This window comes from Paucisalibacillus globulus DSM 18846 (assembly GCF_000482485.1).
Classification (GTDB): domain Bacteria; phylum Bacillota; class Bacilli; order Bacillales; family Amphibacillaceae; genus Ornithinibacillus; species Ornithinibacillus globulus.
This window is the reverse complement of record NZ_AXVK01000026.1, coordinates 1-23,732: the sequence shown is the minus strand read 5'-3', so window position 1 is coordinate 23,732 and position 23,732 is coordinate 1. Positions and strand designations below refer to the sequence as shown.

Below are 23,732 nucleotides of genomic sequence, written 5' to 3'. Positions count from 1 at the left end.
TTAAAGATTTCTAGATGATTTAGCAATGCACTTTCTAATTGCTAAATCATCTTACTTATTTTCAGGTTAAAGGGGTGAAAGAGATGGCTGAAACAATATTGGAAATGAAAGGTATTTCTAAGACATTTCCAGGTGTTAAAGCATTAGATAATGTAAACCTTAAGGTTGAGCAAGGCGAGATACATGCACTTATAGGCGAAAATGGCGCTGGTAAATCTACGCTAATGAAGGTCTTAAGTGGTGTTCACCCGTTCGGTACATATGAAGGCGATATTATATTTGAAGAAACAGAATGCCAGTTTAAAGATATTAATGAAAGTGAAAAGCTTGGGATTGTTATTATTCATCAGGAGTTAGCATTAATTCCTGAACTATCCATTGCAGAGAATATCTTTCTAGGAAATGAGCAAGCAAAAAATGGCATTATTAATTGGAAAAAAACAATCATTGAGACAAGACAATTACTGGAAAAGGTAGGTCTTAAACTTGATCCAGAAGAAAAGATTAAAAACATAGGCGTTGGTCAGCAACAGCTGGTGGAAATTGCTAAGGCACTATCGAAAAAAGTTAAGCTATTAATATTAGATGAACCGACTTCTGCATTAAATGAAGAGGATAGTGAAAATCTATTAAATCTTTTACTAGAATTTAAGAAACAAGGTATGACATCTATATTAATATCTCATAAACTAAAGGAACTATTAAAGGTTTCTGATAGTATTACGGTTTTACGTGACGGTCAAACCATTGAAACTTATAGTGTTAAGGGAGATAAGTTAACGGAGGCTACCATCATTAAGGACATGGTTGGTCGGGAGCTAGCCAATCTATTTCCAGAGCGAAACTACAATATTCAAGATAGAGTAGTTTTTGAAGTGAAAAACTGGTCTGTACACCATCCATTAGATACGGAAAAGCAAATTTTACATGATATTCAAATCCATGTAAAGCAAGGTGAGATTGTAGGTATTGCGGGATTAATGGGCGCAGGACGAACAGAACTTGCCATGAGTATTTTTGGTAAATCTTATGGTAAAAAAATAACAGGACAACTATTCAAGGACGGAGAAGAAGTTACATTTAAAAATGTAAATGATGCCGTTAAGAATGGTGTTGCTTATGTTTCTGAGAATCGTAAAGAGTATGGGTTAATTTTAATAGATAGTGTAAAAAACAATCTGACACTCGCGAATTTACAGGAAGTGGCGAAGAATAATATTCTTGATACAAGTAAGGAAGTAGTGGAAGCAGAATCATTAAAAACAAAAATTAATATTAAAGCTCCAACCATTCATCAAAGGACGATTAACCTTAGCGGTGGAAATCAACAGAAAGTTGTTTTAGGGAAATGGATGTTTACTAATCCGGATGTATTAATTTTGGACGAACCGACACGAGGAATCGATGTAGGGGCAAAGTTTGAAATATATAAGTTAATAAATGAACTAGCTGAACAAGGAAAAAGCATCATTATGATTTCATCAGAATTACCAGAACTACTAGGTATGTGTGACCGGATATACGCACTGAGCGAGGGAAGAATCACAGCTAACTTAGACAAGAGTGAAGCAAATCAAGAAACGTTAATGACATATATGACACAGAGTTGGGGGTCGTAAAACTGTGGATGGAATGAAGAATCTCATAAGTAGTAATATAAGAAAATTTGGGATGGTAATTGCTTTAGTTGGTATTGTTATTTTATTTCAAATATTAACGGATGGAATTTTATTAACACCTTTAAATGTAACGAATATTATTATGCAAAATAGTTATATTATCGTGTTAGCAATAGGTATGATGTTGATCATCATAACGGGAGAAATTGATTTATCCGTTGGGTCTGTTGCCGCATTTGTTGGTGCTGTTGCAGGGGTTCTATTAGTATCATGGGATTTACCTGTAATTGTTGGAATTTTGCTTTGTTTATTATTAGGGGCATTGATTGGTGCTTGGCAAGGATTTTGGGTGTCCTATTTTAATATTCCATCATTTATTGTAACCCTTGCTGGGATGTTGATTTTCCGAGGGTTGACGTTAGTCGTATTAGAAGGTCGGACCATTGCTCCATTTCCTGATGGTTTCCGCAGTTTAAGTTCCTCCTTCTTGCCTGATATATTTGGTGGAGGAGAACTTCAATTATTCACAATTGTCATTGGTGTTTTATTATCCGTCATCTATATCCTTTTTGAAATAAGGGGCCGTAGATCAGATATTAAATATAATTTTAATACCACTACATTACCGTTATTTGTCGCAAAACTCGTTCTAATAACGCTTATCATCAATGTGTTCACATTTGTGTTGGCACAGTATGAAGGAATACCGTATGTGTTAATTATATTAACGTTATTAGTTATTGGCTATACATTCCTTATGGGTAAAACGGTTGTAGGACGCCATATTTATGCTTTGGGTGGTAATATAAATGCTGCTCAGCTTTCAGGTGTTAAGACGAAGAAAATGAAGTTCTGGGTGTTTGTTAATATGGGTGTTTTGGCTGCATTATCCGGTCTTATTTTTGCTGGACGTTTAAATGCTGCAACCCCGCAAGCTGGTAATCTATTTGAACTTGACGCGATTGCTGCTGCTGTAATTGGCGGAGCTTCCTTTACTGGTGGGGTAGGTACCGTGTTTGGTGCTGTTATTGGTGCCTTAGTAATGGGTGTTCTTAATAATGGAATGTCCTTAATGGGTATTGGTATTGATTGGCAACAGGCGATAAAAGGCCTTGTATTACTTGGCGCAGTTGCATTTGATGTATTAAATAAAAATAAATAAAATACTGCAAAGAAAGCTAATCATAAGTTGTGTTTAGCTTTCTTTCTTCATGTGAAAAGGAGTGGTTTGAATGAAATATCGTAAGCTAGGTACTACCAATTTACTTGTAAGTGAGTTGAGTTTTGGAACATGGGGAATTGGTGGAGAGTGGGGGAGTAAAGATGACCAAGAGTCGTTAAGGGCTATTGATACCGCTATTGACCGAGGAGTTAACTTTTTTGATACGGCGGATGTTTATGGGAATGGTCATAGTGAGGAGCTTTTAGCAAAAGCAATAAAAGGGAAAGAAGCACAAATACATATAGCGACAAAGTTTTGTCGTGCTGGGGATATTCATGATCCAGAAACGTATTCCATGGAAAGTGTAACGAAATTCTGTGAGGATAGTTTGAAACGGTTAAATAGAGAGTACCTAGACTTATTTCAAATCCATTGTCCACCTATGGAAATTCTACAGCAAGGAGCGGTGTTTGACGTACTCGATAGATTAAAAGAACAGGGGAAAATTCGTTATTACGGTGTTAGTGTAGAAACAGTGGAAGAAGGGTTAATTTGCCTTGAACAACCGAATGTGAGTACATTGCAGGTTATCTTTAATGTGTTACGTCAAAAGCCGATCGATACATTATTCCCTCGTGCTTTAGAAAAAGGTGTAGGAATTATAGCGCGAGTTCCCCTTGCTAGTGGATTATTAACGGGTAAGTTTCAAGCGGATTCTAAGTTTGAAAATGATGATCATCGTCATTTTAATCGAAATGGTGAGGCTTTTAACGTTGGGGAGACATTTAGTGGACTAGAGTTCAAAAAGGGTGTGGAATTAAGTAGGCATGTGTCCTGGATAGCTGAAGGTAGAGAAAATATGACACGAGCAGCATTGCGGTGGATTCTAGATCATGAAGCAATATCTACGGTTATACCTGGATTTAAAAATGAAAAGCAAGTAGAAGATAATTTACGTGCAACAGAGGTAAAAAGCTTTTCCGAGGACGAGATGGAAAAATTAGTAATGTTTTATAAGGAAGAGGTACATGCGTCTATTCGTGGTGGATACTAAAAAAAGGGGCTTTAAACCATGACGAAAGTAAAATTTGGGATATTAAGTACGGCGGGTATTGCTCAGCAAGCTTTAATTCCAGCTTTTCAGCGATCAACCAATGCTGAGGTTGTTGCTATAGCAAGTGAGAGTGGGATGCATAAAGCAAGGGCAGTAGCTGAAAAGTATGATATAAAACATGCTTACGATAGCTATGAAAAGTTATTGGATGATCCCTACATTGATGCTGTTTACATACCGCTTCCCAATCATTTACATAAAAAATGGGTACTGGAAGCGGCTCTAAGGGGAAAGCATATTTTATGTGAAAAGCCTGCAGCGCTCCATACAGATGAACTGTTAGAAATGAAACAGGTGTGTGAAGAAAACCATGTGATTTTCATGGAGGCGTTTATGTACCAATTTCATCCACAGCATGAAAGGGTTAGACAGATTATTGATTCGGGTGAGATTGGTACAGTGCAATACATGAGAGCTGGTTTTTCATTTTTGTTGACGAATAAGGGTAATAATATTCGAATGGATGTTCAAAAAGGTGGGGGCAGTTTATATGATATTGGCTGTTATCCGATACATTCGATTCGTCATATTCTTCGCTCAGAGCCTGAAACCGTGCATGTTCATGCAAAAGTAGATCCGGATTATAACGTGGACACTGATGTTGTTGTGCATGTAACTTTTCCTGATGGTATACGGGCAACGTTTGATGCAAGTTTTAATTATGCGATGCGGCATGAGTATGAAGTAATTGGAACAAAGGGAAGTATTGTGGTTCCAAGAGCCTACCGACCAGATTTACATGGTGGTGATGGGTTAGTAATCGTAAATATTGCGGGAGTCAGTAGAGTAGAAACATGGAATGGCGACCAATACCGGAACGAAGTGGAATATCTTTCTGATGCTATATTAAGTGGTGCTTCAGACAGGATGAGGAATAAGATGGATGAATCCATCCGTGCGATGCGTGTTATGGATGCTTGTTATCAATCGATTCGTACCGGACAGCAAGTACTACTGAATTAATCATAAGAAAATCCCAGTTAGTGAGATAATTAAAGGGTTCTGTTGTGAAGTATAAAATGACAATTAGCAATTAGAATCGTATTGGAAATAACATATTATATGGAGACTAAATTAGTAAGAGTTTCGTCATTAGAGGTGGCGGGACTCTTTTTGTTTTTTCAGAATAGTGAGTTGTATAATTTTAAGAATGGTAAATTTAAAATAGATTGTAAAAAAACGTACTTAAACTATTAAGGTAGTTTAATTGAAGTTCGATGGTTCTCTAAAATTTTATGAGTTTTTACGATTTAGGTCTTGAAAAAATTAAAAAAATTTGATCGTTTCTGTCTCGTTTATTAAAGATATAGTTTTAAACCATAACTTCTTAAAAAGAGGGGCCCGCCAATAGAGTGCATTTCCTGAAGGGCCCCAATTAGAGATAAATAATTTACGGACTGACAGAGAATTACTCTACTTAAAATAATTCCTGTCAGACAATCATTATACTTACTTGCTGGTCAAAACCGGATAGCGTTAATTCAAAAGTTTATTTAAATAACCTCTTCGAATAAAGAAAAAGCTTATAATAAACAGCAGTAAAAATAAGCTTAAGCCAATTGCTGTTAGTTGATAAAATGCCAATGAGATATGGTTATGCATACCGAGCAATGTTGCAAATAAAATCAAAGTTGCAACAGCAAAAGGAATAAAAATTAAGGTTGCCAGCTCTTTTGTCACTATAGATGTTAATTCTTTAATGGAAAAACCAACTTTCCTAATGCCTGAAAACTTTTCTCTTTCTTGTTCAAGCGATGTTTGAATGTAAAAATAAAGAATACTCATTGCTGCACTCATAAAAATCAAACTAAGCATAAAACCAATGAAGAACATAATACTTTTTACGAACTTCTCTGCTTCATATAATTCAATTTTTGATGCTATTAAGCGTATATCGGGTTCTATAGTGATTTTTGTTGAAATAGTTTGAGCCACATGAACCTTGTTTGTCCAATCATCCAATTCATAAGCAAATATTTTATAATCTGGATACCCAATCGTTTCATATACTTTATCAGGAACAATATAATATACATTTTGTAACCCGGATGTTAAAATATTACTTTTTTCCATACCCGTATATTCAAGGTTTCCAAGTGGGTAATCATGAATGGATTCTTTGTTAGGTAGAACACCTTCATGACCAGCTGCAACAAAATACTCATTATCGATTAAAGTTATAGGCGTATGTTGGCCTAGTTGATTGAAATTCGTAACGGACATAAAACCAATCCTACGTTTATCATCAGATTTGAAGGATGAATAGTATGCTTCATAATGACCTGTTTTGTCTAAGGTCTCTTCAATAAACGCTATATCTTTCTGAGCTTGTAATTCGTTGCCGGGGTATGAAGTATATTGAAAACTATACGGATATAAACTTTCTGTTTTTTCCTCCACATTGTAGTAAGAGCTGTATAGTACGCTTGTACATACAAAGACGCCTAATAGTAAGATTGTTAATAAATAAATGATATGCGCATGTGAACGCTCTTTTGCCTTTAAGTTTGAGACAAAAAGCATATTGGTTTTTCTAAAATAAGAAGGCTGTTTTTGCCATACTCGAACGGCTAATAACAATCCTTGTGTGACTGTAAAATAAATGGCTAATAACAGAATAATAAATAGCGCAACGTAAGAGATAATTCCAAAAGATTCTACCCAATTCATTTCCTTTATCATAGAAAAGAGGAGGAATACACTCACGATGATGGATGCTATGAGTTTAAATGGCGCTGGTTTAATCAGCTTTTCCTGTGTAATATCTGCTTTTAATAGTTGAGCAATTTCTTCCTTTTTTATCATACGAGTCATTAATTTAGTTACAATCAAGAATAGAAGAGAAAATAAAACAAATGTTATTAGGATGGCTTGAATTGGAATATACATGCCAAAGATTTCCGCACGTAATATCTTTTTGGCAGCCATTAAAAATAATGGTGCGATAATCAGCCCACATACAATAGCTGTGAGAATTGCAACACCAGCAATGATCATATTTTCTCTGAAAACCATTTTGCGGATTTGCTTCATAGAAGCACCCATCATCATAAAGGTGCCTAGCGTTTTTGATTTCTTTTTCAAAAAAGCGAACAACGAATAGATGATAAAGACAAAAGAAAAGATATAAATAAAGAAGCTAGCAAGCACCATTGTTACTCCTAATGTACTTGTTGGATCTAATTTCGCCAACATTGGATGAATAGCGATAGTTGAAAACAGGAAAAAAATCACTATGGAAAATACGCTGCTTAGAAAATAAGAAATATATGTCGCCTTATCCCGTAAAATATTTTGAATAACAATGTGATTAAAATTCATGCTGACCTCCACCTAAAAATGTGAGTGTGTCCATAATTTCTTGATAAAATTGCTGTTTGTTTTTGCCTCGATGTATCTCATTATAAAGAATACCGTCTTGTATAAAGATGACACGCTGAGCAAAACTAGCAACGTAGGCATCATGTGTTACCATTAAAATGGCTGTATTAAAGGTTTTATTTATCGATTCAAATAACGTCATAACACTATTCACAGATTTGGAATCCAAATTTCCAGTCGGTTCATCTGCTAATAGTAATGTCGGTTTATGAATAACAGCTCTTGCAATCGCTACACGTTGCTTCTGTCCACCAGAAATTTCAAACGTTCGCTTTTTTAATAATTCCTTAATCCCTAAAAAGTCCACGGTTTCCTCTAAACGCCTTTTCATTTCTTTCTCAGATATAGAATCAAGTGTTAATGGAAGTAATATATTCTCCTCCACTGTTAATGTGTGGACCAGGTTAAAATCTTGAAATACAAATCCTAATTCTGTACGCCTAAACTTTGCTAATTCATCATCATTTAAGTTATACGGATCATGGGAATTAATTATTATGGAACCATTAGACGGGCGATCGATGGTGGAAATGCAGTTAAGGAAAGTCGTTTTTCCACTGCCAGAAGGGCCCATCACCGCAACAAATTCTTTCTCCTTTAATTTAAAATCGATGCCTTTTAGTGCCTTATATGTGATTTCTCCCGAATATTCTTTTTGTAGTTGATTTACATTTAAAATTGTATCTGTCATTACGGTTTCACTCCTTGGTGTTCTTTGTTACGTTTAGTATATACAAACCGTTCTCGCCATAAAATCTTTGAACATGACGGCAATATGACAAATTTGTCATATTTTAAAACGGCTACCTTAATTGGCAGCCGTTATACTTCTGGAAAAATCAATCATAAAAGTAGTTTCATTATTAGCAGAGGATAACCTATATGGATGATGCAGCGTAGAAAGTATTTTCTTGACTAAGTATAGTCCGATACCAGTTGCTTCACCTTGGATGCGTCCCTTTGTTCCAGTGTAAAACAATTCAAATACACGGTTAATTTCACTTTCTGGTATTGTTTCGCCTTTGTTCCTGATCCATAACTGACCATCTTCATAATGAATGAGAATGTAGGAGTTCTTTTCACCATATTTGACAGCATTACTTAATAGCTGGTAGATAACAACTTTAATCCATTTCCGATCAGAATAAATGAAGATATTTTCATCGATTGTACTTTTAGGGTATATTTCCATCTCAATAAAGTAATCTTTTAAATCTTTGGCCACTTCTTGGACGATACTCTTTAACGATATCTGTTCAATCTTTAAATCAGCTAATAATTGGGATGATCGGCTATACGTTAATAGTTGATTTAAAGAGAAATTCACTTTATCGCATTCTTTTTTTATCTTTTGCCATTCCAAGAGTAAATTAGGTTCTTTTAATTGATTCGTTTGTATGAGTAATTGAATGACGGAAAGTGGTGTTTTCATTTGGTGAACAGTTTGGGAAATCATTAGTTGCTGTTCATGGAAGAAATCTTTGTGTTCATCCTCTTTTGAAAGAAAAAGAGACTGAATGAACCGCATTTGATCTGCATATGCCTTTTCAACTGGAGCTAACGGATAGTGAATCAAAAAATCAGTTGTCCCTAATCCCTTTCCATTCAAATGTGTATACATTTTTTTGCGTCTGAGAAATCGAAATAAAAGAAGAATGGCTAATAAAATTATTGCTAAAAAGATAAAGTATGCATAGTGATTGTTAAAGTCGTCTAATCGATGAATAATAATTGGTAAACAAATCATCGTTATAATGTAGAGAGTAATAAAGCTTATATGATCACGAATAAAAAGTTTCATAAGCTTTTCTCCGTTAATTGATAGCCAATCCCACGAATAGTTGTTATTTCCAATGATGATTGAATAGCTTCTAACTTTTTACGTAATCGAACAATATTGACTGTTAGTGTATTTTCTTCAACGAAGGTCTCATCATCCCAAATGGCTGCCAGCAGCTGCTGCCTCGTCACAACATTCGGTAATGCTTCAAAAAGTACGGAGCTTAACTGTAGTTCCTTTATAGTCAATGTCGTCTCTTGTTCATGTGTAAATAATCGAAAAGTATCCAAATTTAAAGTTGTATTTCCTTTTTTCAACGTTCGATTATTCAAATCCTGCGCATATTCCCCATATACTCGACGAATTTGACCATTTACTTTTGCTAGAACGACATCCATTAAAAAAGGTTTTGTTATGAAATCATCTGCTCCATTTTCAATACCATACACTTGATCTAATTCACTCATCCGGGCAGAAAGTATCGTAATGGGACAATTTGATACTTGCCTAATTTTTCGAGACCAATAATAGCCATCAAAGGCAGGAAGATTAATATCCATGATGACTAGGTGTGGTTGGAATTCCTGGAAAGTATCAAGGACCCTTTCAAAATCCTCCACAATATGGCAATCATAATTATATTTTTCAAAATGATTCTTTAATGTGTTCGCAATATTCATTTCATCTTCAACGATTAATAGTTTATACATTTCATCCTCCTGTATACCGGTGACGAATTTACTCGTCTATCTTCTACATTTGATTCACTTTTTTAAAATAGTATAGAGAAAGTTCTTTCAGCCCCGAAAATCCTTCTAACAGGAATGTTCCTCTATAGCTATAACTTCCTTTGCTGCTTTTATGAAAGATAATATGATTGGTGAAAGCCACTTGTCTTTATGCCATGCCATATGTGTATATACGTGTAAATCCGGAATTTGCCATGGAAGAGCAACTAGCTCACCCCGTTCAACTTCGGCCTCTACTGTTACTTCTGGAAGAAAGGCAATACCGATTTCAGTCATGGCACATTGTTTAATAGCTTCGGCATTTTGAAACTCTAAATAAGTAATATCATCAATGCCCTTTTTCTCAAATGACCGATCAAACATGGTTCGATAGGTACAACCCTTTTCATTGACCAGGAACACTTCCCCGTGAAAGTCTTCAAGCTGTAGTACAGTAAGTTTCGCGAGAGGATGGTTTGGAGCGACGAAAAAGCGGAAAGTTTCTTCTAGTAACGGTTCCACTGTAAGCCCTGTTGAAAGTATTGGTTCGTCTAGCATAAAGACCACATCTGCAGTTCCTTCAAAGAGCGTTTGCTTCAGATGCTGATTTGGAACTGAACGGAAGATGATACGCACTCCTGGATGGAGCGAACGAAATAGTCGAAAGACAGCTGGGAGCCGGTAAGCGCAGAGAACCTCATTGGCACTTATCGTTAAAGTACCGCTTAGACTTTTATTGTCGTGAACGACACTACTAGCTTCGTCTAATTTGTCTAGAACCACTTGAATATGAGTTAAAAAACGTTTACCCGCAGTTGTGAGAACAAGTTGCTTGCTCAGGCGGTCAAAGAGACGAACACCAAGCTCGTCCTCTAATGACTTTATTTGCATTGTGACGTTGGAGGGGACGTAGTTCAGCACTTCCGCAGCCCGACTGAAATTTAAAGTTGATGCAACCGTGCGGAACGTAATCAGTTGGCGTAATTCCATTATGCTTCACCCTTTTGCTTTCAATATTATTGAATACTATTGTGAATTATGTTCACTTTTCTTGAGAGTATCACAGCTTTATACTTAATAACAAGAAATGCATTCTAATGTATGTGTTTCATTTTGAAAGGAGTGACAAAACAATGGATTATGAGATTTATAACTTAGGTGACGTAACCCTGCAATCAGGAATGACTTTACCGAACGCTTTTCTTGCATATAAGACTTATGGAAAATTAAATGATAAGAAAGACAATGTTATCATCTATCCAACTGCTTTTGGTGACCAACATATTCAGAATGAATGGCTGATAGGAAATGGCAGGGCACTAGATCCGAGAGAATATTTTATTATCATTCCCAATTTACTGGGAAACGGATTATCTTCCTCACCTAGTAACACACCTGCTCCATTTGACAAGGCAAATTTTCCGCAGGTAACCATCTATGATAATGTGAAATTTCAATATCGGCTGGTGACTGAAAAATTTGGCATTCAAAAAATTGCACTCGTGGTTGGATGGTCAATGGGAGGAATTCAATCTTTCCAATGGGGGGCAAGTTATCCCGACATGGTGGAAAGAATTGCACCTTTCTGCGGGGGTGCAAAGACCTGGCCGCAAACGTATGTGGTCTTGGATGGAATGAAAGCTGCTCTCATGGCTTCCATTGGCTTTGATTCGAGTAAACTAAACCAATTAACTACTGAAAACATGCGCGCTGTTGGCCGAGTTTATGCAGGATGGGGATTATCACAAGCCTATTATAGAGAGAAACTCTATCGAGAAATGGGATTTGATTCATTGGAAGATTTTGTGTCTGGAGTCTTTGAAAATAGCTTTATTAAAATGGATCCGCACAATTTCCTATCTATGTTATGGACTGGCCAATTTGCAGATATTAGTGCAAACCACGCCTATAACGGGGATTTCGATGAGGCTCTTAGAAGTATTAATGCGTTTGCTACCATTATGCCTGGAAGTACAGATCTCTTCTGTACTGCGGATGAAAACGAATACGAGGCAAATCTTATGCCTAATGCTGTTTATAATCCTATCGATTCGATTTGGGGCCATTTTGCAGGTCGCGGAATCAACATTACCGATAATAAAATTATTGATGACAATCTGAAACGTTTGTTGGCACTAGTATAAACGGGTAGATAAAATTTAGCTTTATATCTTTGGCGTCCACTATTATTAAAAACGTATACTAAAATTAAAGACAATTATGTAGAAAATGTATCTAAACTATAGGATGCAATACTTAAAGAAGGTGATTCTAATGTGATCACCTTCTTTTGTGTTTTAATTCTAGTTTTATATTTGGAATATTATGTTAGTATTTATGTAGAAGTTATTTAGTTATCGGGGCAATTTAGTTTAGTGGAAGATTCTGTTCGAAACAATCAGAAAAAGATTGATAGATTGCTGAAATAGAGATATAAGTAAAATAGAGAGTAGGCAAATAAATGATTCCTTTAGTATATGATCAAATTAATCATTGGGGAAAAGACGATGAATTCTTTTTATCATTATTAAAAAAAGCAAATGTAAAAAAAATAGCTGATTTGGGCTGTGGAACAGGAAGGTTAACCTCTCAATTTGCGAAATTGGGTTATCGTATTACGGCCGTTGACCCGAATAAAGAAGCAATCGAATATGCGAAAAATAAAGAGTATCCAGGCGAGGTGACTTGGATTGTTGGTGATAGTTCAAATTTGCAAACAGATGCTTTTGATACTGTTATAATGACAGCAAATGTTGCACAAGTATTTCTTACAGATCAGAGTTGGCAACAAGTTATTTCGGACGCATTTCGAGCATTAAAACCAGGAGGACATTTTATTTTTGATACACGTAACCCATTAGCAAGAGTGTGGGAACAGTGGGAAAAAGATAGGACACCTGATGTTGCAATACATCAGGAGACTGGTGAGCCGCTTGAAATTTGGACAGAATACGATGGGTTTGTAGGAGATATTTTTACGTTTTATGAAACGGTGAAAAATGCAAATACAGATGAAATGCTAATTCGTGAAAAAATCCAATTAAAATTTCGAACAAAAGAAGAAATACATAACTCATTGCAACAAGTAGGATTTTCGCAAATCCAAGTGTATGGTGATTGGAAATATAGGAAGGCAACTGAAGATACTAAATCCTTTATTTTTCATAGCATAAAATAATAAAAATAGGTATTTGATAATTTCATTAAACTTTAATGGATTTTTAGGACTTTCAGTATACTGTGGCACAAAGCGAAAAATAGCGGCTAATCACTGTACTATTGGGTACGGGGGAATTGATGGAGAGGTAGAATATTAGGAGGACTTTCTTATTATGGGAAATAATTCATTTCGCAATTTTCTTGATTCGTATTTAGATGTTTGGAGAAATTCATCATTAATAGACTTGAAAAATATAATTTCCAAGGATTATAAAGCAAGAGAGATTTCAGATGGCGAAATAGTAGACTTTGGTTATGAAGAGTCGATAACTGGTTGGTAACAAGGCTTTACTTTCGCAAAAGAAAAAGAATGTAAATGGGATTTAAATGAAGTTTCAATAGTTCCTTTACGAGAAGATGAAGCTATGGCTATCTTGTCTGCTACATTAATTATTGGTGGAAAGAAGTTAGAGAATGTTAGCTTATTTTTTCAAACGTTTAAAAAGCAAGAAAACGATGATTGGAAATTGATAAGAAGTTACATAGAAACGGGAGTTCCTAATGGAAATGTTGAAAAAATACAATTCAGCTAACTGGGCATTACCAAGAAGGGAAGATACACCTATTAAACTATTGGGACATTTTTCTTGAAGAGACGTTTTCCAAAACTTATTTCACACTTGGGGGGAAATTGTATGTCTATAAATGAAAACAAAAGTCGTACTCAGACAGCATTGAAATCATACGGTTGGTACATACACCTTTTGACTTTTGTAATTGTACAAGTTTTATTCTTCGTATTTGATGATGTAACTGGTTGGAAAAATATATTCAACCTTAACGATGTTGGAGAGTGGGCTATATCTAAATTAAGTCCCATTTGGGAATGGTTTCACGTATACAACAAACCGCAGTTTAATCTAATAACTGTTATATGGGGATTGATATTAATTATAGATGGATTTTTGAGGATTATACTGTGGAACAAAAAGAAAAATAGTGCCTAATCACTTGTAACATTAATTGGTGCGTTAATGTTACAAGTGATCGTCATACGGATGGTCTTTATTTTTAAAATAAACATACAGAATGTCGCGCTAACTCTGTGAGTTAGTGGAAGAAGAAATTATGGTAAAATAAGGTGATTTAAATTAAAGCTATATGACTGATTAGCAACCAGTCGTGATAATAGTGATTATTGAAATGGACGGTTATTTCCATCAAGTTCTACTTATAGGTAAAAAGTGTACGAAACAACAGTTAAGACAAAAGTATCTACTAGTAAAAGAGTTAACCAATCAGATAAATGACCTTCCTAATCTGTTTTGCAGACTTTACAACTTTGAAAAAATACCTTTTGATTGTGACTTAATAGTCGATTTTGTTATTGATACGGATACAGATAGAATATACTCACCTACTTATTAAGCTATCGGGGGTGAAATTGAAATAAGGTGATAGTTCAAGTTCGCCTTTTTCTTTTGGTCGAATTTACAGTAATATTTTTGTTTATAAACACCATAGTATAGAAGTAGCATTAAATAGTCTTTCGAAAGAGATATCGAGAACAGACTTTTGTTTAAAGAAAAAGGTTGATAAGCCCTTCTTACTGCTTGTAGCAGAGCAAAGTATGGATGATTTTAGTAAAGAAAAAGTAGAAGCATTTAAGAAAACGCAAATGAATTTATCAGTAACACTAATTCCAAACGGACATCATTTTCTACCTATTACCAACCCGATTCAAGTGGCAAATACGTTAAAGAAACATTTAACTGCTGAGTTGGTAAACGATTTTGGTTTATAATCTTATACTCTTACAAGAGTGCTGAAGCTAAAGGGCCTAAATGAATAAAGATAGGGTTGTAGTTAGTGTGAAGTCCATTTAAAGCTATGGTTTGGGGATATCTGCTACCGTTATTGTCGGCATTGACAGCTACTTTCGCTCCAGATTATGATTCGTCATTCACTATGTTAATTATTGCTATCTTTGTCATATTGCTGCTCATGCCAATATAATGGAATGATAAAAATGAGCATTTTTAGAAAAGAAGAAATAGAAGCCGAAGTGTTACGTATAGAGGTAGAAGAAATGGAATTAGAAGATTAATATATCGTAATTCATTACGATACAACATTATAGCACGCTTTTATTGAATATATTAAAGTTAGATAGTTTAGGGGAAATGGGATAAACATCTATAAAATTCATTTCAAAGGACGTGATTTTTTGAATTCAAAAAGAACAGTCTATTTGATAAGTGGTCCCCCTGGGGCTGGAAAGAGTACATTGGCTAATAAGATATGTAAAAGTATGGACGGATTGTGTGTACATATAGAGGGGGATTGGTTGTACAATTTGGTTAAGAAAGGATGGGTACATCCTTGTGATGATCACGATAATTTTTTTCTGAATGTCTTATGGGACAATATAGTTTCTCTAGTTGAAAACTTTACAAACAGTAATATGAATGTAGTTACTGATTATGTTTTTTCTAAAGAGCAGATATTTTCTGTTATAGATAGAATAAAACATTTAGATATTAACATTAAGATAATAGTCATTAATAGTGATATAAATACCCTAATTAATAGGGATAGGCTACGAAGTGGAGTTGCGTATGTAGGAGAAGAAAGAATTAGACAAATTGTTAAAGATTTTAATTCAAATTATTTTCCAGATGAGCTTATGCTTGATAATAATGATGCTGAGTTAGAGGAACTTGTAAATATCGCTTTGAACGAAGACAGGTTTACCGTTAATTGATAAAACCTTCTTAATCAACGAACGGATACATTTCTGTAAGAGGATTTATCCCCTTCTGAACTAATATACTAGCAGTTAGGGGATAGCATCTCTGGTTCAACTAAACTCGAGCGCAAAAGTGTGGGTGTAATTTCATGTCTCTTAAAAATCTCGGATATTTCTGCCTTTGCTCCTTTTTCCAAAAGCATAAATGGACTGTTTACTAATTCGTCGATAGGAAACTGATCGCAATCAGCAAGAGGATGGTCGTGTGGTATTACTACCAATAAACGCTCTTTCTCTAATGGAATTGTTTCCAATCATGTTATTGTTGGCAGTCGCAAAAATCCAAAGTCAACACGGCCTTCACTAATCCACTTTTCAATTTCCGTATAATCCCCTAAAAGCAATTCAAAATCAATTTTGGGAAAATCCTTCTTAAATTGGCTAATAATATTTGGTAGCCAATGCGTTGCCACACTCGAAAATGTTCCAATCCGAATAATCCTTGATTGCATATCGTTTAAACTCTCAACATGTACCATTAACATTTCATACTCATTACAGATTCGCTTTATTGAATAATGTACTAAATATTGGAACCTTAATACGTGCCAAACGTATTAAAGTAAAGGAGCAGGATTGTGCAATAAAGTTTTAACTGAAAGGTGATAAAATGAAAAAGAAACATTTTAAAACAATTCTTGTTATAATCTCAATTTCTATCCTTAGCTACCATATTTATAAGTTATTCTACCTTTGGGCAGATGTTCCCGAGCGTATTGCAATACACTTTACTAACGACACTCCAGATAACTGGGGTCCGAAATACATCCTGTATATAATGCCTATTTTGGGGATTTTCATTTGGTTCCTTATTGGTTTATTAGTTAGAAAGCCAGAAAAATTAAACTATATCAATTTAACTGAGGCAAATAAAGAAATACAGTTTTCAAGAACTGAAAAAGTAATGATACTGATTCAAAATCTTAGTTTTATATCCTTTATACTAGCTAATGAAGCATTGCTAAGGTATTCAGTCGGAATCGATTCTAGTCTACCTTTAATAATCTCAATCACGCTTTTTGCTATTTGTTTTATTGCACCCATTTATCTTTTAATTTGGGCATCAACATTGAAAGATTAAATATTATCTAAATTAATTCAATATATTATTGAACCTATGGGTGCGTCAATTCAAGAAGGATTAGCGCTTTTTTGTAGAACTTATTGTACTAAAGGGAGAAGAGTTGAAGAAGAGGAAAACTTATACCTCTGCATATCGAAGTTAAAAGATAGAATTTAGGGGAGAGAATAATGAGAGAAATTAATATAATAAAATTAGAAAATGAGTTAAATTATTTGGTCTCTTTAATGACGAATAATACTTGGGATTTTCACCCAGACCCAAAACCTTCAGTCGAGCAAGTTAGAAAAGCATACCATAAGGGTTGGTATCAAGAGGATAGGGAAACTTTTTGGATAGAAAAAGACAATAGAAAAATTGGATTAATTATTATACACGATATAAGCGACTCTATCCCTTCGTTTGATATTCGTTTAGACAACAGTGTTAGAGGAAAAGGTGTTGGAACGAAAGCTGTTAATTGGATTATAGATTATATATTTTGTTTACCTGATAAAAAGATTAGGATAGAAGCATATACTCGGAGCGACAACATAGCGATGAGAAAAACATTTAGTAAATGTGGGTTTGTTAAAGAAGGATATTTACGAAATGCTTGGGAGAATATGGATGGTAGTATTTCAGACTCAATTTGCTATGCATTTATTAGAAGTGATTGGGAAAACAATGAAATTACTCCGATAAAATTAAATGAATTACCTTACTAAATATCTTCATTGTTAAGCCAATGGTGCGTTAGCAAAATAAAAGCTGTACCATTTGTTGGGCTTAATTGTTGAAAAGTGATGAGGTGATAATATATGAGAATTATTCTTTTGGGAATAGCAATTATACTCTTTGGTATTGCATTTATATCAGTATATAGTTCAACGGGTCTTGGGTATACAAGTGGAACAATAATAGGATTTGGAATTTCAATTTTAGGTTTAATAGTCTCAATAGTTGGATGCTTTATTAAACATGATAAATAATTCTTATTCTATAGGGTGCAAGAGTGGAACAAGGAGTTGTCGATATGGCGGCTCCTATTGTATGAAAGTGGCAGGATTATGGAATAAGATATAGGTGTTTATATTATGTTTGTGTGGTATAGGAGGGATCATCTGAACATGATAGATATTTTAATAACGACTTTGTCCATTTTAATACTGATTCGTGCTATCTTGAAAAATAGAAGTATTTTAAAGGAACTGACAAAATACCAGATTTTTGGTGTAGTGATATCCTATCTTATTACAGTCTTTATAGCCTTTATTTTTATATACTACGGTGGAAATTGGGTTGCGGGTTATTTTTCAAATATATTCTTTAAGTATGTAATTTTCCTTATAGTCGTTTGTATAGCACTTTATTTATGTATAAGCATTTTAAATAAAGTATTACAAAAAATTACTAAGGGTATTCTTCCAATAAACTAGAGGAAGTTGCTTATGGGAGTAACTAGTGCAATTCTTAAAGAAGGTGATTCTAATGTGATCACCTTCTTTTGTGTTTAATATCTAGTTTTATATTTGGAATAGTTTGGTATGTATTAATTTATTCCAAGTAAATATACAATTTTCTGAACTGTATTGAATTTAAAATTAAATTATTATAGTATTATACATAGAATATCTATGTATTGGTTTCAAGGAGTAGAATTAGATAGGATTATATTTAAACTAGAACATTAAATTGTATTTACTATGTCTGAACTCACAAAAAGGTTAATTTCATTTAACTAGTCATTACTTCAATAATGCGGACAATCATTCGGCAAGGAGAAGTAATACATAGGGCATTAGAGTGTAAAAATAATATGGTTTAGGGGGAAGAGGCGCATGAGTAAATATATTCTTAGGTCATATGAACAAAATAAATCAATCCATAATTTATATGTCTCTATTTCAAACAAAGAAGTAATTAATTCTCAACAAACGAATGTTTCTGACTTAATAAACATTCGTTCAATGACAAAAAGCATCGTTTCACTTTTGATCGGGATTGCTTTAAAAGAAGGATATATAAAGTCTCTTGAAACCCCTATAAATTATTATTTACCCAATGCTCCCAATCATATTGTAATTAGAGAATTGCTTACAATGAGTTCGGGATTTGATATAGATGACAAAGATTTATATGGACTTATTCTAAAAAGTAATAATTGGGTGAAGGATATATTAAGACTTCCTGTATTAGAAAAAGGGGATTTTAGGTATAAAGCCGTTGATTATCACCTTTTGTCTGCAATTATTAGTAAGTCAACGGGTTTAACGATGTCCAGTTTTGCTCAGAATAAGTTATTTTCACCGCTCGGAATAATTGATTTTGAGTGGGAAAGTGACCCACAGGGTGTAACAGTAGGGAGTACAGGCTTAAGGATTTCGTTTGATAGTTTAATAAAGCTGTCTCAAATGCTTATCAATAATGGTTTTGAAAATAAAAATGAAATTATTTCAAATGATTGGTTGAAAATATCTACTTCAAATGGCATACCAACAAATTTTAGTTACGGTGATTATGGATTTGGATGGTGGATAAAAACTTATAATGGGAAAGCATTTTATCGAGCTTTAGGTTCAGGAGGGCAGCAAATCCTTATATATCCCAAGGAAAGGATTTCAATTATAGTAACAGCTGATAAAAAAACATTTAATCTTGTAGAGAGTGAAACTTTCTCAAATAAGATTCTTGATATTATAACCTTAAAAATAAATAATTTGGAGGTAGGGGGAAGTTAATAGTGGATACCGCTATTTATATGATAAGACACGCAAAATCACCATTTGTTTTTGGTCAAGAGCGGAAGAGAAGACTATCCCAACAAGGTGAAATAGATGCAAAAAAAGTGACTGCTATAATGAATACTAAGAAAATTGATTTGATTGTTTCAAGCCCTTATATGAGATCACTCCAAACTATTGAAGGAATTGCCAATACTAAAGATATAGAAATAAGGGTGTATGAAGAATTAAGGGAAAGGCAGTTAAAAGGTGCTTATAAATTGCCTGAAGAAGAGATACTGCAAGCAATTAAGTCTTCTTATGAAGATATTGATTTTTACTTATCAGGTGGAGAGTCAATTAGAGATGTACAGAATCGAGCTATCCCTGTAATTAAAGATCTTTTAAATAATTATCAAGCAAAGACTATTATAATAGGAACACACGGAAATGTTATGACCATTATTATGAATTATTTCAAAAAGGAATTTGGATATGAGTTTTGGAAGAACACTTCTAAACCAGACATTTATAAATTGGTATTCTCAGGGGAAAACCTCCTATCAGTACAAAAAGTATGGGAATAACATCTTCAACTAGTGGGTGTATTACTTCAATAAGGATAGACGCACTAACGGGGCAGGAATGTGAAGTAAGAAAGATTTATTAGGGAGATTTATATGGCTTATAATTTTAGTGTTTTAACACAAGAACAAGCAAAAGAAATTGTATTTAATTGGCATTATGATGGTGAATATTCTTTTTATGATATGGAAGCTGATATAGAGGATTTAGACGAATTTTTAAATCCAGAAGAACGAGGGAATTCGACATTTGCTGTAACTAAAGAAAATGAAATGGTTGGTTTTTTTAGTTTTAGTGAATTTGAGGAAGGAACTTTTGATATTGGTTTAGGAATGAGACCAGATTTAACTGGAAAAGGTAGAGGATTAGAATTTTTAATAGCAGGTATTAACTTTATTCAAACAGAATTTAAACCTGAGAAGATCACATTATCAGTGGCAACTTTTAATCAAAGGGCTATAAAATTATATAGAAAAGTTGGATTTAAAGATGTAGAGACATTTTTGCAAGATACAAATGGTAGCACATTTGAGTTTCTAAAGATGGAATATAAATGTTGATAAATCTGCTAAAGTGGAGGGTGCTATAGTTAAACAAGGTGTTCCAATAGGGGCACCTTGCCCCTCTTGGTTAAAATTCTAATTTTACATTTGGAATATTATGTTAGTATTTAGAAAGAAAGTTATTCTGGATGAAAATTAGGCACTGAGATAAGGAAGTCTTTTAAAAAATAAATTTAAAGTAGGCATAACTATGGATTATTTCACAGCTCAATTAATAATTATTGCATTATTTACCTTGATCATTCATTCAATCGAAACCTTAGCATATTCAGTACGTTTATCAGGTGCAAGGGTGAAACTATTAGCTTCTGCTCTATCTCTATTTAATGTGATGGTAATGGTTTCAAGATTAGCGAATATGATGCAACAGCCTATTACAGGAAGTTTAATAGATAATGCACCAAAGGAAAATGCTTTAGAATTAGTTGCTAGTCAATACCGAATTCTTATTGGATCTGCTACAGTAGGAACTATTATCGGTATTCTTTTGTTGCCAACATTTATTGCTATTTTTTCGAGGGCAATCCTTTATTTAGCAGAGGAACGAGGGTCTATACCATCCTTATTAAAGAAAGGGTTTACTATACATTATATTAAACGTGCTAAAAAACATATACATTTACCTAGGTATCGTTATTTAAAAGATATGAGCTGGCGAGATATACCAATTAAATTATTTTGTATAAATATGTTGATCACAGCAATTTATACTATAGGAGTTTTATCTGCATTATATGCATCGTTACTTGTACCTGAAAGAGAAGCGACAGCGATTATGGCTTCAGGTTTAATTAATGGGATAGCTACAATCTTATTAATTGTCTTTATTGATCCAAAAATTTCAATCCTTGCAGATGATGTAATTAACCAAAAAGGAAACTATGTCAGTTTAAAAAGTGCATCTATTATGATGGTGACATCAAGATTATTAGGAACACTTTTAGCACAACTATTATTTATTCCAGGTGCAAAGTATATTGCTTGGTTTACCCAGTTTTTAGTGTAGTTAAGAGAAATTGTTTCGTGCTTAAATTTTAGGTGGTTACCTCTAATGATTTCTAAAAAGTAACTTTGCTGATAAGTGTAAATGATGATTAGCAATCAGAATCGCATTCAAAGCTAAATATCTAACTGAAAATAACATATTACATGGAGATTAAATTAGTCATCATTAGAAGTGTAGGGACCCTTTTTAAATGTGTTTTCAGAATAATGAGTTACGTAATTTCAAGAATGGTATAATTAAAAGAGGATTGAGAAAAACTTACTTGACCTAGCGAGGTATAAGAGATTAATAAGATGTGCTAGATTGTTGCAGTAATATTATCTGGTAAGGGGGCAATAAATTGATTGATGATTTAAAGAGAATCCTAAAAGATTCAACTGACGATGAAGTGAAATCACTCTTATTTCAAATTCTTTTGCGACTCAATATGCTTGAAGAAACTGACCGATATACTGAGGGGCAATTTGTGACTGACTTGAAAAAAACATATCATGATTTTCTGAATTATAAAAGAAACCAAACAGCTGTAGAAAATAATAAAAGCTATAAGGTTGTACATATTCTTTTTGGTGATTCAGCATCGGGTAGTTTAAAAGGAGCATTAAAAGAAATGGAATTGCAAGACATAGAGAAGGTTATCTCATTTTCGGATATGTTTTCTATTGGTCCAGTTTGGCAATTGCATGATAAGCTGGGGCTTAACCAAAGGTATGAATGGATAAAAAATCATCTAATCTTTGATGATGATTATTTGGATGAATATCAACATAATTTTAATAATACAACCTCGATGATACATGCTATTCCTAAAAATACAACAATAATAATTTGGGTTGGAGAAAACTCTCACGAACAAACAGCTTTAAGATATGTTCTGTATTTATTAAAAGATAAAAATTTAGATATTTTCTTAATGAATACAATTAAGCAATATAAAAGTCAATTCGATATTTCAGATACTGATTGCTACCCTTTACACACTGGAGAAATTGTCTCTGAAAAATTAAGGTTAATTTATGAGAAGGGTAAAAAGGTTCCACCAATAAGTAAAGAACAACGTAAAAAGTTGGAGGAGGAATGGCAAGAGTTATCTTCTACACAAGAGGTTTTAAGGGTATGGGAAAATAATGAAATAAAGAGTGTAGATGAAGCCTATTATGATAACTATATAATCAATAAAGCTAAAAATCTACATAAAGTGAGAAAAAATAATGAATTTATGAAATCAGCACGTCTTATCGGTGAAGTTATTGGCTATTTAGATCAGTACATAGGTGACTCGTATGTTGAATATAGAGTAAGACATCTAATCATAAATGGTGTTTTTGAGATAGAAGGTGTTCCAAAAGCAATGAGGTTTTATAGTGTGAAACTCAAAAACGAATAACACGATCACTATGGTGCTTTGCTATAATCATAGTGATTGTTTCTGTTTGGGTTAAGGAGGGTTGTATTTAAATGCCTGAAGATAATCATGATTCATTTCGTGATATGAATATGAAACAAAAGCTAGGAACAATTGTAGGAATAACAATTTTCATAGTTTTGATATTAGGATTTATTATAGGGATTTACCTGTTTGGGATGATAGGTATTTTTGAATTACTTGGTGTTCAATATACATCGTTTTGGTCATTGATTATTTTTGTTGTTAGTTTTTTTATTTTGGGTTCCATTGTTGAATTGTTTTCTAAGCCAATTTCTGAATTACTAACAGAAAAAATAACCGGGAAATTTGAAGCTTTGTTTATCCAATCTAGTTTACAAAGTCTAACCAACTGGTTATGCCTTTTTATAGTTGATGAATTTATGAGTAGTATCACATTATCTTGGGAAACAGGGATTATAATTGCAATTTTAATTACTTTATTAGAAATGGCATTTGAAGATAAGAAAAAGAATGAATCTTAAAACAAACGGTGCAATTCTTAAAAAAGGTGGTCCGAGATGAACTGCCCCCTGTCAAGTAGACAGTGGAAATAATAAAAAAGGACTTAAGCGGCTTTAGCTCTGTATTCATTAGGGCTAAGGCCGTTTAATCGT

26 protein-coding genes and 1 pseudogene are annotated in these 23,732 nt (G+C 33.8%); 21 read left to right on the top strand and 6 right to left on the bottom strand.

Annotated features, from left to right (window positions below; all coding sequences use genetic code 11):
• Positions 1–83 precede the first annotated feature (83 nt).
• From mmsA to K332_RS0107430, 4 genes are all read left to right on the top strand, one after another.
• The gene (mmsA, locus tag K332_RS0107445; protein WP_026906877.1) at positions 84–1,619 is read left to right on the top strand and encodes a multiple monosaccharide ABC transporter ATP-binding protein; all 1,536 of its coding nucleotides are present in this window, start codon (positions 84–86) and stop codon (positions 1,617–1,619) included.
• Positions 1,620–1,623: 4 nt separating this feature from the next.
• Entirely contained in the window at positions 1,624–2,781 is a 1,158-nt protein-coding gene (mmsB, locus tag K332_RS0107440; protein ID WP_026906876.1) for a multiple monosaccharide ABC transporter permease, read from the top strand.
• A 70-nt stretch (positions 2,782–2,851) separates the two neighbouring features.
• Positions 2,852–3,835 (top strand): aldo/keto reductase, encoded by a 984-nt coding sequence (locus K332_RS0107435; protein WP_026906875.1) that lies wholly within the window; start codon positions 2,852–2,854, stop codon positions 3,833–3,835.
• Positions 3,836–3,853: 18 nt separating this feature from the next.
• Complete coding sequence (locus K332_RS0107430) at positions 3,854–4,858, top strand: Gfo/Idh/MocA family protein (RefSeq protein ID WP_026906874.1); 1,005 nt, start codon at positions 3,854–3,856, stop codon at positions 4,856–4,858.
• 513 nt (positions 4,859–5,371) lie between these two features.
• On the opposite strand, the gene K332_RS0107425 is transcribed toward K332_RS0107430, so the two are convergent.
• The 5 genes from K332_RS0107425 to K332_RS0107405 form a co-directional block, all read right to left on the bottom strand.
• Entirely contained in the window at positions 5,372–7,216 is a 1,845-nt protein-coding gene (locus K332_RS0107425; RefSeq protein WP_026906873.1) for an FtsX-like permease family protein, read from the bottom strand.
• Positions 7,206–7,967 (bottom strand): ABC transporter ATP-binding protein, encoded by a 762-nt coding sequence (locus K332_RS0107420; RefSeq protein WP_026906872.1) that lies wholly within the window; start codon positions 7,965–7,967, stop codon positions 7,206–7,208. The genes K332_RS0107425 and K332_RS0107420 overlap by 11 nt, the downstream gene beginning before the upstream one ends.
• A 117-nt stretch (positions 7,968–8,084) precedes the next feature.
• Positions 8,085–9,077 (bottom strand): sensor histidine kinase, encoded by a 993-nt coding sequence (locus tag K332_RS0107415; protein ID WP_026906871.1) that lies wholly within the window; start codon positions 9,075–9,077, stop codon positions 8,085–8,087.
• A complete protein-coding gene (locus tag K332_RS0107410; RefSeq protein WP_026906870.1) occupies positions 9,074–9,766 on the bottom strand; it encodes a response regulator transcription factor in 693 nt (230 codons plus the stop codon). The genes K332_RS0107415 and K332_RS0107410 overlap by 4 nt, the downstream gene beginning before the upstream one ends.
• 105 nt (positions 9,767–9,871) lie before the next feature.
• Positions 9,872–10,774, bottom strand: a complete 903-nt coding sequence (locus tag K332_RS0107405; protein ID WP_026906869.1) for a LysR family transcriptional regulator — start codon at positions 10,772–10,774, stop codon at positions 9,872–9,874.
• 143 nt (positions 10,775–10,917) lie between these two features.
• On the opposite strand from K332_RS0107405, the gene K332_RS0107400 reads away from it, so the two are divergent.
• The 8 genes from K332_RS0107400 to K332_RS0107370 all read left to right on the top strand — a co-directional run bounded on the left by K332_RS0107400 (position 10,918) and on the right by K332_RS0107370 (position 15,707).
• A complete protein-coding gene (locus K332_RS0107400) occupies positions 10,918–11,928 on the top strand; it encodes an alpha/beta fold hydrolase (protein ID WP_026906868.1) in 1,011 nt (336 codons plus the stop codon).
• 317 nt (positions 11,929–12,245) lie between these two features.
• Complete coding sequence (locus K332_RS0107395; RefSeq protein WP_026906867.1) at positions 12,246–12,962, top strand: class I SAM-dependent methyltransferase; 717 nt, start codon at positions 12,246–12,248, stop codon at positions 12,960–12,962.
• 154 nt (positions 12,963–13,116) lie between these two features.
• Positions 13,117–13,284 carry a hypothetical protein gene (locus tag K332_RS24410; protein ID WP_245604645.1) on the top strand — a complete coding sequence of 56 codons (168 nt, stop codon included), beginning with the start codon at positions 13,117–13,119 and terminating at the stop codon, positions 13,282–13,284.
• Positions 13,285–13,368: 84 nt separating this feature from the next.
• Positions 13,369–13,536 carry a hypothetical protein gene (locus tag K332_RS24405; protein ID WP_245604644.1) on the top strand — a complete coding sequence of 56 codons (168 nt, stop codon included), beginning with the start codon at positions 13,369–13,371 and terminating at the stop codon, positions 13,534–13,536.
• Between the two features lie 102 nt (positions 13,537–13,638).
• Positions 13,639–13,950 carry a YfzA family protein gene (locus tag K332_RS0107385; protein ID WP_051359382.1) on the top strand — a complete coding sequence of 104 codons (312 nt, stop codon included), beginning with the start codon at positions 13,639–13,641 and terminating at the stop codon, positions 13,948–13,950.
• A 175-nt stretch (positions 13,951–14,125) separates the two neighbouring features.
• Complete coding sequence (locus K332_RS24280; RefSeq protein ID WP_245604643.1) at positions 14,126–14,371, top strand: hypothetical protein; 246 nt, start codon at positions 14,126–14,128, stop codon at positions 14,369–14,371.
• A gap of 202 nt (positions 14,372–14,573) precedes the next feature.
• A complete protein-coding gene (locus K332_RS23920) occupies positions 14,574–14,747 on the top strand; it encodes a hypothetical protein (RefSeq protein ID WP_156914163.1) in 174 nt (57 codons plus the stop codon).
• 423 nt (positions 14,748–15,170) lie between these two features.
• The gene (locus K332_RS0107370; RefSeq protein ID WP_026906864.1) at positions 15,171–15,707 is read left to right on the top strand and encodes an AAA family ATPase; all 537 of its coding nucleotides are present in this window, start codon (positions 15,171–15,173) and stop codon (positions 15,705–15,707) included.
• Positions 15,708–15,829: 122 nt separating this feature from the next.
• Here K332_RS0107370 and K332_RS22125 read toward each other — a convergent pair.
• Positions 15,830–16,264: pseudogene (locus K332_RS22125) on the bottom strand (LysR family transcriptional regulator substrate-binding protein); the annotation flags it as partial.
• 98 nt (positions 16,265–16,362) lie between these two features.
• Between K332_RS22125 and K332_RS0107355 the strand changes: the two are divergent.
• From K332_RS0107355 to K332_RS0107310, 9 genes are all read left to right on the top strand, one after another.
• Positions 16,363–16,833: a DUF1648 domain-containing protein gene (locus K332_RS0107355; RefSeq protein WP_026906861.1), complete on the top strand. Its 471-nt coding sequence runs from the start codon at positions 16,363–16,365 to the stop codon at positions 16,831–16,833.
• 170 nt (positions 16,834–17,003) lie between these two features.
• The gene (locus K332_RS0107350) at positions 17,004–17,540 is read left to right on the top strand and encodes a GNAT family N-acetyltransferase (protein WP_026906860.1); all 537 of its coding nucleotides are present in this window, start codon (positions 17,004–17,006) and stop codon (positions 17,538–17,540) included.
• Between the two features lie 93 nt (positions 17,541–17,633).
• Entirely contained in the window at positions 17,634–17,804 is a 171-nt protein-coding gene (locus K332_RS23915; protein WP_156914162.1) for a hypothetical protein, read from the top strand.
• 849 nt (positions 17,805–18,653) lie between these two features.
• Positions 18,654–19,553, top strand: a complete 900-nt coding sequence (locus K332_RS0107335) for a serine hydrolase domain-containing protein (protein ID WP_026906858.1) — start codon at positions 18,654–18,656, stop codon at positions 19,551–19,553.
• 2 nt (positions 19,554–19,555) lie between these two features.
• Positions 19,556–20,122, top strand: coding sequence for a histidine phosphatase family protein (locus tag K332_RS0107330; RefSeq protein ID WP_026906857.1), 567 nt, complete (start codon positions 19,556–19,558; stop codon positions 20,120–20,122).
• 93 nt (positions 20,123–20,215) lie between these two features.
• Complete coding sequence (locus K332_RS0107325) at positions 20,216–20,680, top strand: GNAT family N-acetyltransferase (protein ID WP_026906856.1); 465 nt, start codon at positions 20,216–20,218, stop codon at positions 20,678–20,680.
• Between the two features lie 193 nt (positions 20,681–20,873).
• Positions 20,874–21,689, top strand: a complete 816-nt coding sequence (locus K332_RS0107320) for a lipid II flippase Amj family protein (RefSeq protein ID WP_026906855.1) — start codon at positions 20,874–20,876, stop codon at positions 21,687–21,689.
• 340 nt (positions 21,690–22,029) lie between these two features.
• Positions 22,030–23,076 carry a DUF1835 domain-containing protein gene (locus tag K332_RS0107315; RefSeq protein ID WP_026906854.1) on the top strand — a complete coding sequence of 349 codons (1,047 nt, stop codon included), beginning with the start codon at positions 22,030–22,032 and terminating at the stop codon, positions 23,074–23,076.
• Positions 23,077–23,147: 71 nt separating this feature from the next.
• Positions 23,148–23,600 (top strand): YrvL family regulatory protein, encoded by a 453-nt coding sequence (locus K332_RS0107310; RefSeq protein ID WP_026906853.1) that lies wholly within the window; start codon positions 23,148–23,150, stop codon positions 23,598–23,600.
• Positions 23,601–23,732 lie beyond the last annotated feature (132 nt).